We start from the raw sequence: 14,178 nt of genomic DNA, 5'->3' as shown, positions 1-14,178 counted from the left end.
GCCTCAGACACCGGCACCTGCCAGTCGCCCGTCACGCGCGCCCCCGAGCAGTCCGTCCGCCGCGACGCCACCGATGACGATGACGGCGGGGGCCGCCACACCCTCCCTCGTGGCGACGTCGCCCGCCTCGTCGAGGCGGGTCCGCGTGACACGCTGGGCGGGTGTGGAGCCGTTCTCCACGATCGCCACGGGAGTGGCCGGGTCGGTCCCGGCACGCAGCGCCTGCTGAACGATGGTGCTCAGCGACGAGACCCCCATGAGTACCACCAGCGTAGTCGTGTTCTCCCGCACCGTGGCGATCGCGGCCGTATCGAGACCACCGTGCCCGGACGTGATGTGCACCCCGCGGGCGGTCCCGCGGTGGGTGACGGGAATGCCCGCGAGCTCGGGAACGCCCACCGCCGAGGTGACCCCGGGCACGACGTCGACCTCGATCCCCGCCTCCCGGCAGGCCAGCACCTCCTCCCCGCCCCGCCCGAACAGGAACGGGTCGCCGCCCTTGAGGCGGACGACGTGCGCCCCCGCCAGGGCGCGCGCGACGATGATGCGGTTGATCTCGTCCTGCGGCACGGGATGGTGCCCGGAGGTCTTGCCCACGTGGACGACGTCCGTCGTGGCCGGCAGGTCGTCGAGCACCCCCACGGCACCGAGTCGGTCGGCCACGACGACGTCGGCGCTCCGCAGGGCGCGCCACGCCCGCAGCGTGAGCAGATCGACGGCACCGGGCCCGCCGCCCACGAGGGTGACCCGCCCGCGCGGTGGGTGGCCGGAGCCGGGCGGGCCTGCCGCACCGCCCGGCTCCGACGTCGTACGGGCCCTCACGCCGGCGTCCCCACCTCGACGACGCCGTCGCGCACCCGGGCCGGAAGGACCGTCAGGTCGGCCGCGAGGCCTGCCTTCGGTTCCTTGTCGGCCTTGACCAGACACTCGCCCGTGACGAGGGAGAACACCTGCTTGTAGATCGGCGACGCCACGGTCGGCACGCCGTCCCTGGTGCCGACGATCCCGCGGGAGAGGACGTACGCCCCGGAGAACGGGTCGAGGTTCTGCACGGCGCGTACCCGCACGCCGTCGTACGGCTCGGCCAGGAGGAAGACGGCGACCTGGACGCCGTCGAGCAGCGCGGCGACCCCGCGTTCCGGCATCAGGTCGTCGACCGGGCACACGGCGTGCCACACGACGTCACCGGACACGGCCTCGCCTCCTCCGGGGAGATCGGCGAGCGCCACGGCTCCACCGGGCGCCGGCGCCGCCGGCGACTCGTCACGTCCCGACACGGTCTCACGTCGCGACACGGTCATGAGCGCACCTCCAGGTTCGGGCCAGAGATCAGCACGGGGGCGTCGGGCGCGCCGGCGACCGCCGCGGCGCGTTCCTCGTCGGTGGCAGGGCGGTGCTGCCCGCGCTGGGAGACGTACGCGAGGTTGGGATCCGCCTCCTCCGGCGCGTTCACGAACGACGTGAAGCGCCGCAGCTTCTCGGGATCGTCCAGCACCGCCTTCCACTCGTCCTCGTAGTTGGCGACGTGGTCGGCCATGGCGGCGTCGAGGTCGGCACAGATGCCGAGGGAGTCCTCCATGATGACCTGGCGCACGCCCTCCAGGCCGCCCTCGACCTCGTCCATCCACGGGGCGGTGCGCTGCAGGCGGTCGCCCGTGCGGATGTAGTACATGAGGAAGCGGTCGATGGTGGTGATCAGCTGCTCCCGGGTGAGGTCCTCCGCCAGGAGCCTGGCGTGCGCGGGGCGCTGCCCGCCGTTGCCGGCCACGTAGAGGTTCCAGCCCTTGTCGGTGGCGATGACGCCCACGTCCTTGCTCTGGGCCTCGGCGCACTCGCGGGCGCAGCCGGACACCCCCATCTTGAGCTTGTGCGGCGCGCGCAGGCCGCGGTAGCGCAGCTCCAGCTCGACCGCCATGCCGACGGAGTCCTGCACGCCGTACCGGCACCAGGTGGAACCCACGCAGGACTTCACGGTGCGCAGCGACTTGCCGTAGGCGTGGCCGGACTCGAAGCCGGCGGCCACGAGGCGGCGCCAGATCTCGGGGAGCTGTTCGACGCGCGCGCCGAACATGTCGACCCGCTGGCCGCCCGTGATCTTGGTGTACAGGCCGAAGTCGCGCGCGACCTCGCCGACGGCGATCAGTCCCTCGGGCGTGACCTCGCCGCCCGGCATGCGCGGGACGACCGAGTAGGTGCCGTCCTTCTGCATGTTGGCCAGCATGTGGTCGTTGGTGTCCTGCAGCGCGGCCTGCTCGCCGGCGAGGATGTGGCCGTTGCCCTGGCTCGCGAGGATCGAGGCGACGACCGGCTTGCAGATGTCGCAGCCGCGGCCGGGGCTCGTGGCGCCCTCGGGGGCGCGCCCGAACCGGCTGATGATCTCGCTGAACGTGTGCAGGTCGGCCACACGGACGGCGTCGAACAGCTGGGCGCGGGTCATCTCGAAGTGCTCGCACAGCGCGTTGCTGACCTCGATGCCGGCCTTCTCGAGCTCGGTGTTGGTGAGCTTCTTGACCACCGGGAGGCAGGCCCCGCAGGTGGTGGCCGCCTTGGTGCAGGACTTGACCCCGGGGACGTCGGTGCAGCCGTGCTCCGTCACGGCGGCGCGGATCTCTCCCGCCGACACGTTGTTGCAGGAGCAGACGGCGGCGTCGTCCGGGAGCTCGAGCCCACCGAGGGCGGCGCCGTTACCGCCCTCGGGGAGAATGAAGCCGCTCGGGTCGCCCTCGGGGAGCTGGGCGCCGAGCAGCGGGCGCAGCATGGCGTAGGGGGCGGCGTCGCCGACGAACACGCCACCCAGGAGGGTGCGGGCGTCGTCGGACAGCACGAGCTTCTTGTAGATGCCGGCCACCTGGTCGGCCCAGACGACCTCGACGCAGCCGTCGGTGCGGCCGTGGGCGTCGCCGAAGGAGGCGACGTCGACGCCGGACAGCTTGAGCTTGGTCGCGGTGTCGGCGCCGGGGAACGTCGCGTCGCCGCCCAGCAGGCGGTCGACGACGATCTCCGCCATCGTGTAGCCGGGCGCGACGAGGCCGATGCAGCGGCCCTCGATGCAGGCCACCTCGCCGATCGCGGACACGTCCGGATCGCTGGTGGTGCAAGCGAGGTCGACGACGGCGCCGCCGCGCTCGCCCAGCTCCAGGCCGGCCTCCCGCGCCAGTTCGTCGCGGGGACGGACGCCCGTGGCGACGACGACGATGTCGGTGTCCAACCGCCCGCCGTCGGCGAACTCCATGCGCCCGACGTGGCCGGTGCGCTTGTGGGGCCTGAGCTCCTTGGTGGCGGTGTCCGTGCGGACGGCGATGCCCTTGTTGTTGATGAGCCGCTTGAGGGCCTCGCCGCCGCCCAGGTCGATCTGCACGCCCATGAGATGCGTGCCGAACTCGATGACGGTCGCGTGCGCGTCGAGCGCCTTGAGCGCGCCGGCTGCCTCGAGGCCGAGGAGGCCGCCGCCGATGACGGCACCACGTAGGGGTTTGTTCGGGCTTGCCTCTCTCTTCTGCTCGACCCAGCCGCGCAGTGCGGCCAGGTCGTCGATGGTGCGGTAGACGAACACGCCCGGGAGGTCGGCGCCCGGGATCGGCGGCACGAACGGGTAGGAGCCCGTGGCCAGGACGAGGTGGTCGTAGGGGTGCACGCGGCCGAGGCGGTCGGTGACGGTCTTCCGCTCACGGTCGATCGCCGTGATCTTGCGGTCGCGGTACAGGGTGACGAGCGGGTCGTCCCACAGCTCCGGCTCGCCGAGCGCGAGGGACTCGGGCCCCTCGGTGAACCAGCGGCTCAGGCCGACGCGGTCGTACGGGGGCCGGGGCTCCTCGGCGAAGAGCTGCACGGAGTAGCGGCCGGCGGTGTCGCGGGAGCGCAGGGCCTCGACGAAACGCTGCGCGACCATGCCACCGCCCACGACGACGACGCGCCGCGTGTCGTCGCTCCGGGCGGCTTCGCGCTGGGTGTCGCCCGTGGGCTCGGGCACGGATGAATTGACCATGTCTTGACCGTAGGCGGGGGTCTTTTCGCCACCGTGCGACAGTGGTTGCACGACGGGAACATCTTCCTCACGCGGCTCGGAGCCGGCGTGTGAGCCGTTCGTCATGCGGGCACCTGCGTTTCGCTCGTCATGTGGTCCGCGGCCTCGCCCCGAGCCGACCTCGCCCAGGCCGCGATCCCGCAGACGGCCTCCTTGCAGGAACCGCAGCCGGTGGTCGCCCGCGTCGCCGCGGCGATCTCCTCCAGCGAGTCCTTCCCGTCGGCGCAGCAGTCGGCGATCTCCCCCTTGGTGACGCCGTTGCACCGGCACACCACGGCGTCGTCCGGCATGTGCTCCGGCGAGTCGACCGGCGCGGCCGTCGCCATGATGGGCGTGAGCAGCAGGAACGCCGGGTCGGTCGGCACGGGGGTGCGGCGCGTGTAGGCGGCGGTGAGGTCGGCCGCCACGCGGGGGTCGCCCACGCACGTGGCCCCCACGAGGACGCCGTCGGCCACGACGGCCTCGACGAACCGGCCGGCGGCGGGGTCGGCGAGCCGCACCGCGCGCTCACCGGGCCGCGGCGCGCGGCCGAGGCCGGCCGCACCCATGCTGACGACGCTCAGGTCGCCCGCCTTGACCTTGACGACGTCGGTGCCGCGCGTCTCGATCCCGGCGTCCGACGGCGTACGCGTCACCGCCTGCGAACCGAGCAGTGTCCCGAGACGCACGGCCATCGACGGACGCTCGCCCTGGTCGGGGAAGCGGAGGTGGGCTCGCGGACCCTCGGCCGCGCCGGGACCGTCGCCTCCGGGGCGGCCGAGTCCCGCGGCCTCCCGCGCGGTCGCCGCCGCGCGCGCGGCGGCCTGGTCGGCGAACCGCTCGGCCAGGCGCCGCGCCTGGTCCCAGCCCTCGGCGACGAGGCCACGGGAGCCCTCGGGCGGCTGGGCGCAGTCCCCGACGGCACAGATCGCGTCGTCGTCCGGGCTGGTCAGGTCGTGTCCGACGACGATGCCGCGGTCCGTCGTCAGTCCGGCGGCCTGCGCGATACCGGACATCGGCACCGTCCCGGTGGACATCACGACGAGGCCGGCGGCGACGACGTCGTCGTTCCCGAGCCGGACGCCGACCACGCGACCGCCGGCGACGAGCACCTCGCTCGGCAGGACGCCGGCGCGGACGGTCACGCCGCGCGCGGCGAGCCCGTCGGCGAGCACCTCGCCCGCGGGCCCGTCGAGCTGGCGGGCCATGAGCGACGGCGCGCCGTCGACGATGGTGACCTCCAGGCCGCGCGCCGCGAGGCCGTACGCCGCCTCGACGCCGAGGACGCCGCCCCCCACAACGACGGCGCGGGGGGTGTTCACGGTGGCGGCGACGATCTCCCGGGCGTCGTCGAGCGTGCGCAGCGCATGCACGCCGGCCGGCAGCCCGGCGGCGCCGCCCGTGCCGAGGCCCGGGACCGGGGGGATGCGGGCCTCGGACCCGGTGGCCAGGACCAGCTGGTCGTACGGGTGCCGAGATCCGTCGTCGGCCACGACCACCCGCGCCTCGCGGTCGATCGAGACCGCGCTGACGCCGCGCCGCAGGTCGACGCGCTCCAGATCCGGCATCGGCATGCTGATGGCCGCCACGTCGGTGCGGCCGGCGACGACGTCGCTCAGGAGCACGCGGTTGTAGGGCTCGTAGGGCTCGGCGCCGAGGACGGTGATGTCGAAGGCGTCGTCGGTGTCGCGGCGCAGCAGTTCGTCGACGAACCTGCCGCCGACCATGCCGAAGCCGATCACGACGATCCGCGTCGGGACTCGCAGACTCATGCGGGGGTCTCCTCGAGTGTGGGGGCGGACTCGGGGCGGATGGGGAACCGGGAGGTGGCGCCGGGCACGGTGCCCGGCTCGCTGCCCGGCGGGACACCGTCGGGCACGGGTGCGATCTCGACCGCGCACACCTTGAACTCCGGCATCCCGGAGATCGGGTCGGTGGCGTCGGTCGTCACGCGGTTCACGGAACCCACGCCGGACCAGTGGAACGGCATGAAGACCGTGTCGGGGCGCACGGCGTCGGTCCAGCGTGCGGTCGCCTCGACGAAGCCGCGGTCGGTGGTGAGCCGGGCGCGGGCACCGTCGGGCACGCCGATGCGGAAGCCGAGCACCGGATGGATCTCGATGTACGGCTCCGGGACGAGGCGCTCCAGCTCGGCGACGCGATGGGTCTGCGCGCCGGACTGGTAGTGCTGCAGGACGCGGCCCGTGACCAGGTAGAGGGGCGCGCCGGGACGCACGTCGTCGGCGGGCCCGTTGTGGTCGACGGCGATCATGCGCGCGCGGCCGTCCGGCGTCGGGAAGCCGTCGAGGAACATCCGGGGCGTGCCGGGATGGATCTGCGCGTCGGCGGGCGCGGGGGCCGCGGCGGGGCCGGTGTCCGGCGTGCCGCGGTCCGCGGGCTCGGCGGATGCCGACGGTCCGGCGGACGTCGGCGTGGCCGGGACCGGCCAGAAGAAGCCCGGTCCGGAGGCGGCCTCGTCGGCGTCGAGGCGGGCGTGCGACAGGCCCGAGTAGTCGGCGACGCCGCCGCGCGAGGCGCGCGCGAGCTCGTCGAACACCTCGGCGGGGTCGGTAGGGAACCGCACCGCGCCCGGCGCGGTCTCGCCGGGCGTGCCGAGGCGGCGCGCCAGTTCGGCGAGGATCCACAGCTCGGATCGGGCCTCGCCCGGCGGGCCCGCGGCGCGGCGGCGGCGGATCACCCTGCCCTCCAGGGAGGTCATGGTGCCCTCCTCCTCGGCCCACTGGGTGACGGGGAGGACGACGTCGGCCAGCAGGGCGGTCTCCGACGGGACGAAGTCGGAGACCACGAGGAGCTCGAGCGACTTCAGGCGCTCCGTGACCGAGTCCGCGTTCGGCGCGCTGACGATCAGGTTCGAGCCGTGCACCAGGAGCGCGCGGGGACGGGTGCGGGCGCCCGCGCCGCCCGGCGGCGCGACGGCCGGCGCCGCGGAGGAAGACACACCTGCAGAGGGCGCAGCCGAAGACGCCGCTGCGGAGGACGGCACATCGGCCGCGGCCGGCGATCCGCCGCGCGCCGGGGCGCCCGGCGCGGCGGCCGGCCGTGCCCCGAGCGACTGGAGCAGTTGCACCGCCGGCTTGCCCGGGCCGGGCAGCGACTCGGGGGTGACGCCCCAGACGTTCGCGACGTACTCACGCGCGACGGGATCGTCGATCTTGCGGTAGCCGGGGAGCTGGTCGGACTTCTGGCCGTGCTCGCGGCCGCCCTGCCCGTTGCCCTGGCCGGTGACGGCACCGTAGCCGGAGCCCTCTCGGCCCACGAGGCCCAGGGTCAGCGCGAGGTTGATCGCCGCGGTCACGGTTGCGGTGCCCTGCGCGGACTGCTCCACGCCCCGGCCCGTCAGCACGTAGGCGCCACGCCCGCCGTGTGCCGGCGCTGCCACGGCGAGCAGCCGCGCCACGCGGCGCAGTTCCTCGGCCGGGACGCCGCACACCGTCTCGGCGCGCTCGGGCCACCAGACGGCGACCGAGCGAGCGACGTCCTCGAACCCGGTCACCCGCTCGGCGAGGTACTCCCGGTCCGCGAGGCCCTCGGCGAGGACCACGTGCAGCAGGCCGAGGAGCACCACCATGTCGGTGCCCGGAACCGGCTGCAGGTGGACGCCGGCGCCGTCGTCGGTCAGCTTGGCCGTCGCGGACACGCGCGGGTCGACGACCACGAGGCCGCCCGTGCCGCGCCGGCCCGCCTCGCGCGCGCCGGCGAGGTGCTGCACGGCGGGCGGCATCGTCTCGGCGAGGTTGGAGCCGAGCAGCAGCACGACGTCGGCCCCGCCGAGGTCCGCGAGCGGGAACGGCAGGCCGCGGTCGGCGCCGAGGGCGCGGTTGGTCGCGGCGGCCGCGGACGACATGCAGAACCGGCCGTTGTAGTCGATGTTCGGGGTCTGCAGGACGGTGCGCGCGAACTTCCCGAGCGCGTACGCCTTCTCGTTGGTCAGCCCGCCGCCGCCGAACACGGCCACCGACTCGGGGCCGTGCTCGGCGCGGAGCGCGGCGAGCTTGCCGGCCACCAGGTCGAGCACGGTGTCCCAGCTCGCGGGGACCAGGGGGTCGTCCCGCAGGTCCGCCGCGCCCGCGTCCTGGCCCGCGGACGTGAGCAGCGAGTGCCGCACGAGCGGTGTCGTGATGCGGTCGGTCGCGGTCAGCACCGACGAGGAGGTCCAGCCCTTCTGGCAGAGGCCGCCCCGGTTGGTGGGGAACTCGCGCGGTGTCACCGTGAGGGGCAGAGCGCGCCGAGGGCCGACGTCGGGCGCCGAACCGGCCGCGCCCCGACCGCCGTCGGGCACCGACGACGGCGTTCCGGACGCGCCCCCGGCGCCGGGCTCGGTGCCCGGCGCCAGGGACATGCCGCACTGCAGCGCGCAGTAGGGGCAGTGGGTGTCGGTCATGGGTCAGACCTTCGCGGCGCGCATCTCACCGCGCCCGTAGACGAGCCAGCAGACGAGGGCCATGACGGCGTAGGCGCCGACGAACACCCAGAACGCGGGGACCAGCGATCCGGTCACGGTGGTGGAGACCGCGAACCCACGGGGGATCAGGAAGCCGCCGAACGCGCCCGCCGCGCCCGCGATGCCGATGCAGCCGGCCGCCATCTTCGGGGTGAGGCCGGCGACCCGGAAGACCGCGGGGATCATCCGGTACACCGAGCCGTTGCCGACGCCGGTGAAGATGAACAGGAACATGAAGGACCCGAAGAACACCGGGAAGTTGTGCGTGCCGAGCGACCAGATCGCGCCCACGGTCCCGGCCGCCATCGCGGCAAAGGAGACAAGGGTGATCGACACGCCGCCGAGCCGGTCGGCGAGGATCCCGCCGAGCGGACGGGCCACGGAGCCGACCAGGGCGCCCATGAACGCCAGCGACAGGGAGACCTCCGGGAACTGGTTGTTCATCAGCGTCGGGAACGCGCCCGCGAACCCGATGAACGACCCGAACGTGCCGATGTAGATGAAGCTGATCAGCCACGTGTGCTTGCTGCGGGTGGCGATGGCGAACTGGCGCGGGTCGGCCTTCGCCGTGCCGAGGTTGTCCATGTACCGCCAGGCCAGGAACACGGCCAGCAAGACGAACGGGATGAACACATAGGCCGCGTTCTGCAGCGCGACGCCGGCGCTCGTCACGATCACCAGCGGCACGACGAACTGCACGGCCGCCGTGCCGATGTTGCCGCCCGCGGCGTTCCAGCCGAGCGCCGCGCCCTTCTCCTTCTCGGGGTAGAAGAACGAGATGTTCGCCATCGACGAGGCGAAGTTGCCGCCGCCGAAGCCCGCGAGCGCCGCGACGGCGAGGAGCACGCCGAAGGAGATGTCGGGGTTCTGCACGACGATGGCGAGCCCCGTGCAGGGGATGAGCAGGAGGGCCGCGGAGACGATCGTCCAGTTGCGCCCGCCGAACACGGGGACCGCGAGCGTGTACGGGATGCGCAGGGTCGCGCCGATCAGGGCGGGGAGGCCGATGAGCCAGAACATCTGGTCGGTGGTCAGGGCGAAGCCCGCCGCGGGGAGCTGCGGCACGACGATGGACCAGACCGCCCAGACGCAGAAGCCGAGGAACTCGGCAAAGATCGAGATGAGGAGGTTGCGGCGGGCGATGCGGCGGCCGCCGTCGTTCCAAAAGGTGGGGTCCTCGGGGTCCCAGTGCTGGATCCAGCGGCCGGTGCGGTGGTGCCGGCGCTCGGCGGCCGCGCTGATGGTCGCGGCCTTGGCTGCTTCCAGGGCGTGCGCGGGGGCCGTCGCCGCGTCGTCGGCCTCGACGGCGGTGGCGGCGTCGAGGGTCGTCGTCACGCCGTCCCGCGCCACATCGGTCGCGGTCGCCGCCTGTGCGACGGCGGTAGTGGGGTTGTCTTCTCGGGCGGTCGGTGCGGACACGTGGTGCCTCCCTGATGGCTGGGTGCCCGACGACGTCGGGCATCCGGAACGATGTCCCGGCACCGGCCCGACGTCGGACCGGATGCGACGACCGTAAGAAGGTGGTGTTTCCATGCCGGTCATGAGGCGGTGAAGCAACCGTAAGAAAGAACGCACAGGCGTCTAGGGGGCGATGTGAGACCACGTGAGCCGGCACCCGCCCGGCTCACAGGTCGCGCCCGCCGGCGGTGAGGCGGGTGCAACCCGTCGCGAACAGCGGACGACTAGCGTGGACGTCGTGGAACCGACGAGCCGTACCGTTGCCGAGCACCTCGAGCGTGTGCTCGCGATGGTCTCGCCGCTGCCCCCGCGCGAGACGACGCCGGCGGAGATCGTCGACGGCGGTGCGGTCGGTCCGTCGTCGAGTGGTCGGCCCGATGTCCGTGTGGTGGGTCCCTCGGGGGACCGACTTCTCGACATCGGGCCGACCGCCCCGCAGGGGACCGACCCGGCAGTGCTGGCCGAGGATGTGAGCGCCGCGCATGCCGTACCGGCCTTCGATCACTCCGCCATGGACGGGTACGCCGTGCGCAGCGGTGATCTGCCCGCCGGCTCCGAACCGGTGGTGCTCCGGGTCGTGGCCGACATCCCGGCCGCGCCGAACGAGCCCCGCGAGCTGGCGCCGGGCACCGCGGCCCGGATCATGACCGGTGCGCCGCTACCGCCCGGCGCGGACGCCGTCGTCCCCGTGGAGCGGACGTCCACAGGCCGATTCGACCCGGCCTCGGAATCCGGCGTCGGGGCGGCCGGCAGCGTGACGCTGGGGCGCCAGCCCCGCGACCACATCCGCCGGCAGGGCACCGACACCGCGGCGGGCGCCGTGCTCGCGCGCGCCGGTCAGGAGTTGACGGCGCCGCTGGTGGCGGCGCTCGCCGCCACCGGCGTCTCGCGGGTTCGTGTCCGACGGCGGCCCCGGGTGGCGATCATCGCGACCGGCTCGGAGCTGGTGCCGTCGGGATCGCCGGTCCGGCCGGGGCAGATCACCGACTCGAACTCGCTCATGCTCGCGGCGGCGGCGCGAGCAGCGGGGGCGGACGTCGTTCGCCTGGGCCCGGTCCCCGACGAACCGGACGCGCTCCGTGCGGCCCTGGACGACGCGACGTTCGGCCCGGGTGAGGCGCACGCGGGAGCGGGTGGGGTGGCCGGGGAACCGGGGGACGTGGCCGGGCGACGGGAGGAGGTGGCCGCGCGACCGGGCGAGGTCGTCGGGGGACCGGGCGGGGCTGTCGCAGGACCGGGACGGCCCGCCGCGGAGGCGGACCCGCGCGTCGACCTGATCGTGACCGCCGGGGGCGTGTCGGCGGGCGCGGCCGACGTCGTGCGCGCCGTCCTCTCGGCCGGGGGTGACCGGATGCCCGGTGGTGGGCCCGGCGCCGTGTCCGGCGTCGACGTCGCCGCCGTGGGGATGAAGCCCGGGCGCCCGCAGGCGCTCGCGCGCTGGCGGGGCGTCCCGTGGATCGCCGTGCCGGGCACGCCGGTGGCCGCCTACGTCTCGTTCGTCATGTTCGTGCGGCCGGCGATCGAGCGGCTGCGCGGCCTCTCGGGCCCCGGCCGCGCGCCGGAGTCCCGGCCGGCCGCCGCCGGGTGGACCAGCCCGCGCGGCCGGGAGCAGGTCGTGCCGGTACGGATACTGGCCGACGGGGTCGAGCCCACCGGCGACGGGCATCACCTGTCGGCGCTGACGGCGGCCGATGCGCTGGCCGTGGTTCCCGCCGACGTCGAGAAGGTCGAACCGGGTGATCTGGTGCCGGTGATCCCGCTGTGAACGACACCAAGGACCCGCGCGACGCCTCGGCTGAGCGGCCCGCCACGAAGGACGGCGCCACCTCAGCGGCTATTGCCGAGTCCGACGCCCTGGCCGACCGTCCCGCCCCGGGGTCGGGCAGCGCCCTCGGCCCGTACGACGCGATCGTCCTCGCCGGCGGCCGCGCGTCCCGCCTGGGCGGTGTCGCCAAGCCGGGATTGCTGTCCGACGACGGCGTGCCGCTCCTCCACCTCGCACTCGACGCGGCCGGGGATGCGCGCCGGATCGCCGTCGTCGGCCCTGACGACCTGGCGGACGCCGTCGCTGCCCATCCCGCCGCGCCCAGGACCATGCTGACCAGGGAAGATCCGCCGTACGGCGGCCCGGTGGCCGGCATTGCCGCAGGCCTGGCAGCCCTGATGCCTCCGGCGGCGGCCGAGGTGCCCCCGACCAGTGCCCCTCGTGTGGTCGGGGGCTTTCCGCGGGGTCGGTCAAGTGATCGCCGGACCACGCGGAAACCCCCCGACCACACGGAGCCGGACCGCCCGCTGCCCCTTCCCGCCGGCGATCGCGCCGCGCCGGGATCGCCGTGGGTGCTGGTGCTCGCCGTCGATGTGCCGCGGGTTGGCGCGGCGGTGCCGAAGCTGCGGCGCGCCGTTCGGAGTGACAGCGGACTGGACGGGGCGCACCTGGTCGCCGGCGGGCGGGCGCAGTGGCTCGTGGGGCTCTATCGCACCGACGCGCTCGCGGAGCGCCTGACCGCCGTCGGACACGACACGCCGTCGGGGCGCGGCGCCTCCGTGCGGCGCCTCCTGAACGGGCTCCGCCTGCTCGAAGTCCCCGACCCTGGCAATCTGTCCGCAGACGTCGACACGTGGGACGATGCCGAGCACCTCGGCGTCCGCCCCGGTCCCCCACCGAAGGAGCGACCTTGACCGACCTGCAGACCTGGATCTCCGCCCTGGAGACCGAGCTCGGGCTCGAGCCCGGCACGATCGACATGAACACGGTCCTCGACCTGGCCCGCGACGCGGCACACGCCGTCGCGCGACCGGCCGCGCCCCTCACCGCCTATGCGGTCGGCTACGCGACGGGCCTGGCCGCGGCCACCGGCGACACGACGGACGCGGCCCGCAAGGCGCTGGCCCTGGCGAACCGCTGGCCTGACGACGGATGAGACGGATGAACCTCGGCACGTGAGCGAGGACGGCGGCGAGATCGACGTCGTCGCACGTTCACATGCGGGCCATCCGGGCGACGACGGCGAGTCGTGCCACGGTCACCGGCCGTCACCAGGCTCGGACGCATGGGAACCATCCGAACCCGCTTCGCACAAGCCCTTGCCGTGACCCTCGCGGGCACGCTGGCCCTGAGCGCCGCCCCGGCATCGGCGCTGTCCGCCCGGAGCACGGCGGGCGCGCAGGACGCCGCCCGTCACCACCGCGCCTTCGATCTCCAGGCGCACCGCGGCGGCGTGGCACTCACGGTCGAGAACACGCTGCCCGCGTTCGACAACGCCCTGGCACTCGGGGTCAGCACTCTCGAGCTCGATGTGCAGATCACCCGTGACGGGTACGCCGTGGTGACCCACGATCGCGACCCCAACCCCGCCAAGTGCGTCGACACCGAACCCGCGTTCCCGGGCGACCCTCAGTTCCCGTACGTTCCCGGCACCACCTACATCAAGGACCTCACCCTCGCACAGGTCCGGACCATCGACTGCGGGTCGCTGCGCCAGCCGCAGTTCCCGGGACAGGAGCTGCACCCCGGCGAGCGGATGCCGCTGCTGTCCGAGGTGCTGAAGCTCGTGAACCGCCACCGCGCGCACCGGGTCACGCTCAACATCGAGACCAAGGTCGAGGCCGGGGCGCCGGAGCAGACGGCACCGCGGGAACAGTTCGTGCGGATCGTCGCCCGCGAGGTCCGCAAGGCCCGCCTGGTCGACCAGGTCACGATCCAGAGCTTCGACTGGGGCGCACTGATGCGGATGAGCGAGGTCGAACCCCGCTTCCCGCTGGTGGCGCTGACGAACGGCCAGCAGTTCCTGCAGGTCGGGGAGCCGGGCAGGTCCCCGTGGCTCGGCGGCCTGGACATCGACGACTTCCCTGGTTCGATCCAGGAGAAGTTCGTCGCTGCTTCCGCCTCGTTCGGGGCCGACGCGGTCTCGCCCGTGCACGGCGACCCGCAGGGCGGCTCGGTGACCGACCCCGGCTACGTCCCCTTCACCACGCCGGAACTCGTCGGCGCCGCGCACGAAGCCGGCCTCCGCGTGATCCCGTGGACGATCAACGACCGCGCCACCATGGAGTACCTGATGGACATCGGCGTGGACGGCATCATCACGGACCGGCCCGATCTGCTGCGCACGATCATGGCCGAGCGACGCCTCAAGCTGCCCAAGCGGTACTGACCCTGACGTCCTGGGCTCCTCGACGAACCCGACCACGCCGGGGAGCGGACGGGCGAGGTCTTGACGCCCTCACACACCCGGCGCCCGGCACCGGGGCCCTG

10 protein-coding genes are annotated in these 14,178 nt (G+C 74.0%); 4 read left to right on the top strand and 6 right to left on the bottom strand.

The features are described 5' to 3' along the window. Positions 1 to 3: 3 nt before the first annotated feature. The 6 genes from cobA to IIE03_RS14795 form a co-directional block, all read right to left on the bottom strand. Positions 4 to 822: a uroporphyrinogen-III C-methyltransferase gene (gene cobA / locus IIE03_RS14820; RefSeq protein WP_318842997.1), complete on the bottom strand. Its 819-nt coding sequence runs from the start codon at positions 820 to 822 to the stop codon at positions 4 to 6. Next, positions 819 to 1,301, bottom strand: a complete 483-nt coding sequence (gene nirD / locus IIE03_RS14815) for a nitrite reductase small subunit NirD (RefSeq protein ID WP_192863519.1) — start codon at positions 1,299 to 1,301, stop codon at positions 819 to 821. The genes cobA and nirD overlap by 4 nt, the downstream gene beginning before the upstream one ends. Next, entirely contained in the window at positions 1,298 to 3,985 is a 2,688-nt protein-coding gene (gene nirB, locus IIE03_RS14810; protein WP_192863518.1) for a nitrite reductase large subunit NirB, read from the bottom strand. The genes nirD and nirB overlap by 4 nt, the downstream gene beginning before the upstream one ends. 101 nt (positions 3,986 to 4,086) lie before the next feature. Further along, a complete protein-coding gene (locus tag IIE03_RS14805; RefSeq protein ID WP_192863517.1) occupies positions 4,087 to 5,775 on the bottom strand; it encodes an FAD-dependent oxidoreductase in 1,689 nt (562 codons plus the stop codon). Continuing rightward, complete coding sequence (locus IIE03_RS14800; protein WP_192863516.1) at positions 5,772 to 8,405, bottom strand: molybdopterin oxidoreductase family protein; 2,634 nt, start codon at positions 8,403 to 8,405, stop codon at positions 5,772 to 5,774. The genes IIE03_RS14805 and IIE03_RS14800 overlap by 4 nt, the downstream gene beginning before the upstream one ends. A 3-nt stretch (positions 8,406 to 8,408) precedes the next feature. Continuing rightward, positions 8,409 to 9,800, bottom strand: coding sequence for an MFS transporter (locus tag IIE03_RS14795; protein WP_408632849.1), 1,392 nt, complete (start codon positions 9,798 to 9,800; stop codon positions 8,409 to 8,411). 361 nt (positions 9,801 to 10,161) lie between these two features. Between IIE03_RS14795 and IIE03_RS14790 the strand changes: the two genes are divergently transcribed. From IIE03_RS14790 to IIE03_RS14775, 4 genes are all read left to right on the top strand, one after another. Then, a complete protein-coding gene (locus tag IIE03_RS14790) occupies positions 10,162 to 11,688 on the top strand; it encodes a molybdopterin molybdotransferase MoeA (RefSeq protein ID WP_192863515.1) in 1,527 nt (508 codons plus the stop codon). Then, a complete protein-coding gene (mobA, locus tag IIE03_RS14785; protein WP_192863514.1) occupies positions 11,685 to 12,602 on the top strand; it encodes a molybdenum cofactor guanylyltransferase in 918 nt (305 codons plus the stop codon). Before IIE03_RS14790 ends, mobA begins: the two co-directional genes overlap by 4 nt. Continuing rightward, the gene (locus IIE03_RS14780; protein WP_192863513.1) at positions 12,599 to 12,844 is read left to right on the top strand and encodes a DUF6457 domain-containing protein; all 246 of its coding nucleotides are present in this window, start codon (positions 12,599 to 12,601) and stop codon (positions 12,842 to 12,844) included. Before mobA ends, IIE03_RS14780 begins: the two co-directional genes overlap by 4 nt. A gap of 129 nt (positions 12,845 to 12,973) precedes the next feature. Next, entirely contained in the window at positions 12,974 to 14,077 is a 1,104-nt protein-coding gene (locus IIE03_RS14775; RefSeq protein WP_192863512.1) for a glycerophosphodiester phosphodiesterase family protein, read from the top strand. Positions 14,078 to 14,178 lie beyond the last annotated feature (101 nt).

The sequence above is a fragment of the Myceligenerans pegani genome, from assembly GCF_014892515.1.
Lineage (GTDB): Bacteria > Actinomycetota > Actinomycetes > Actinomycetales > Cellulomonadaceae > Myceligenerans > Myceligenerans pegani.
This window is presented reverse-complemented; position numbering and strand designations above follow the sequence as displayed.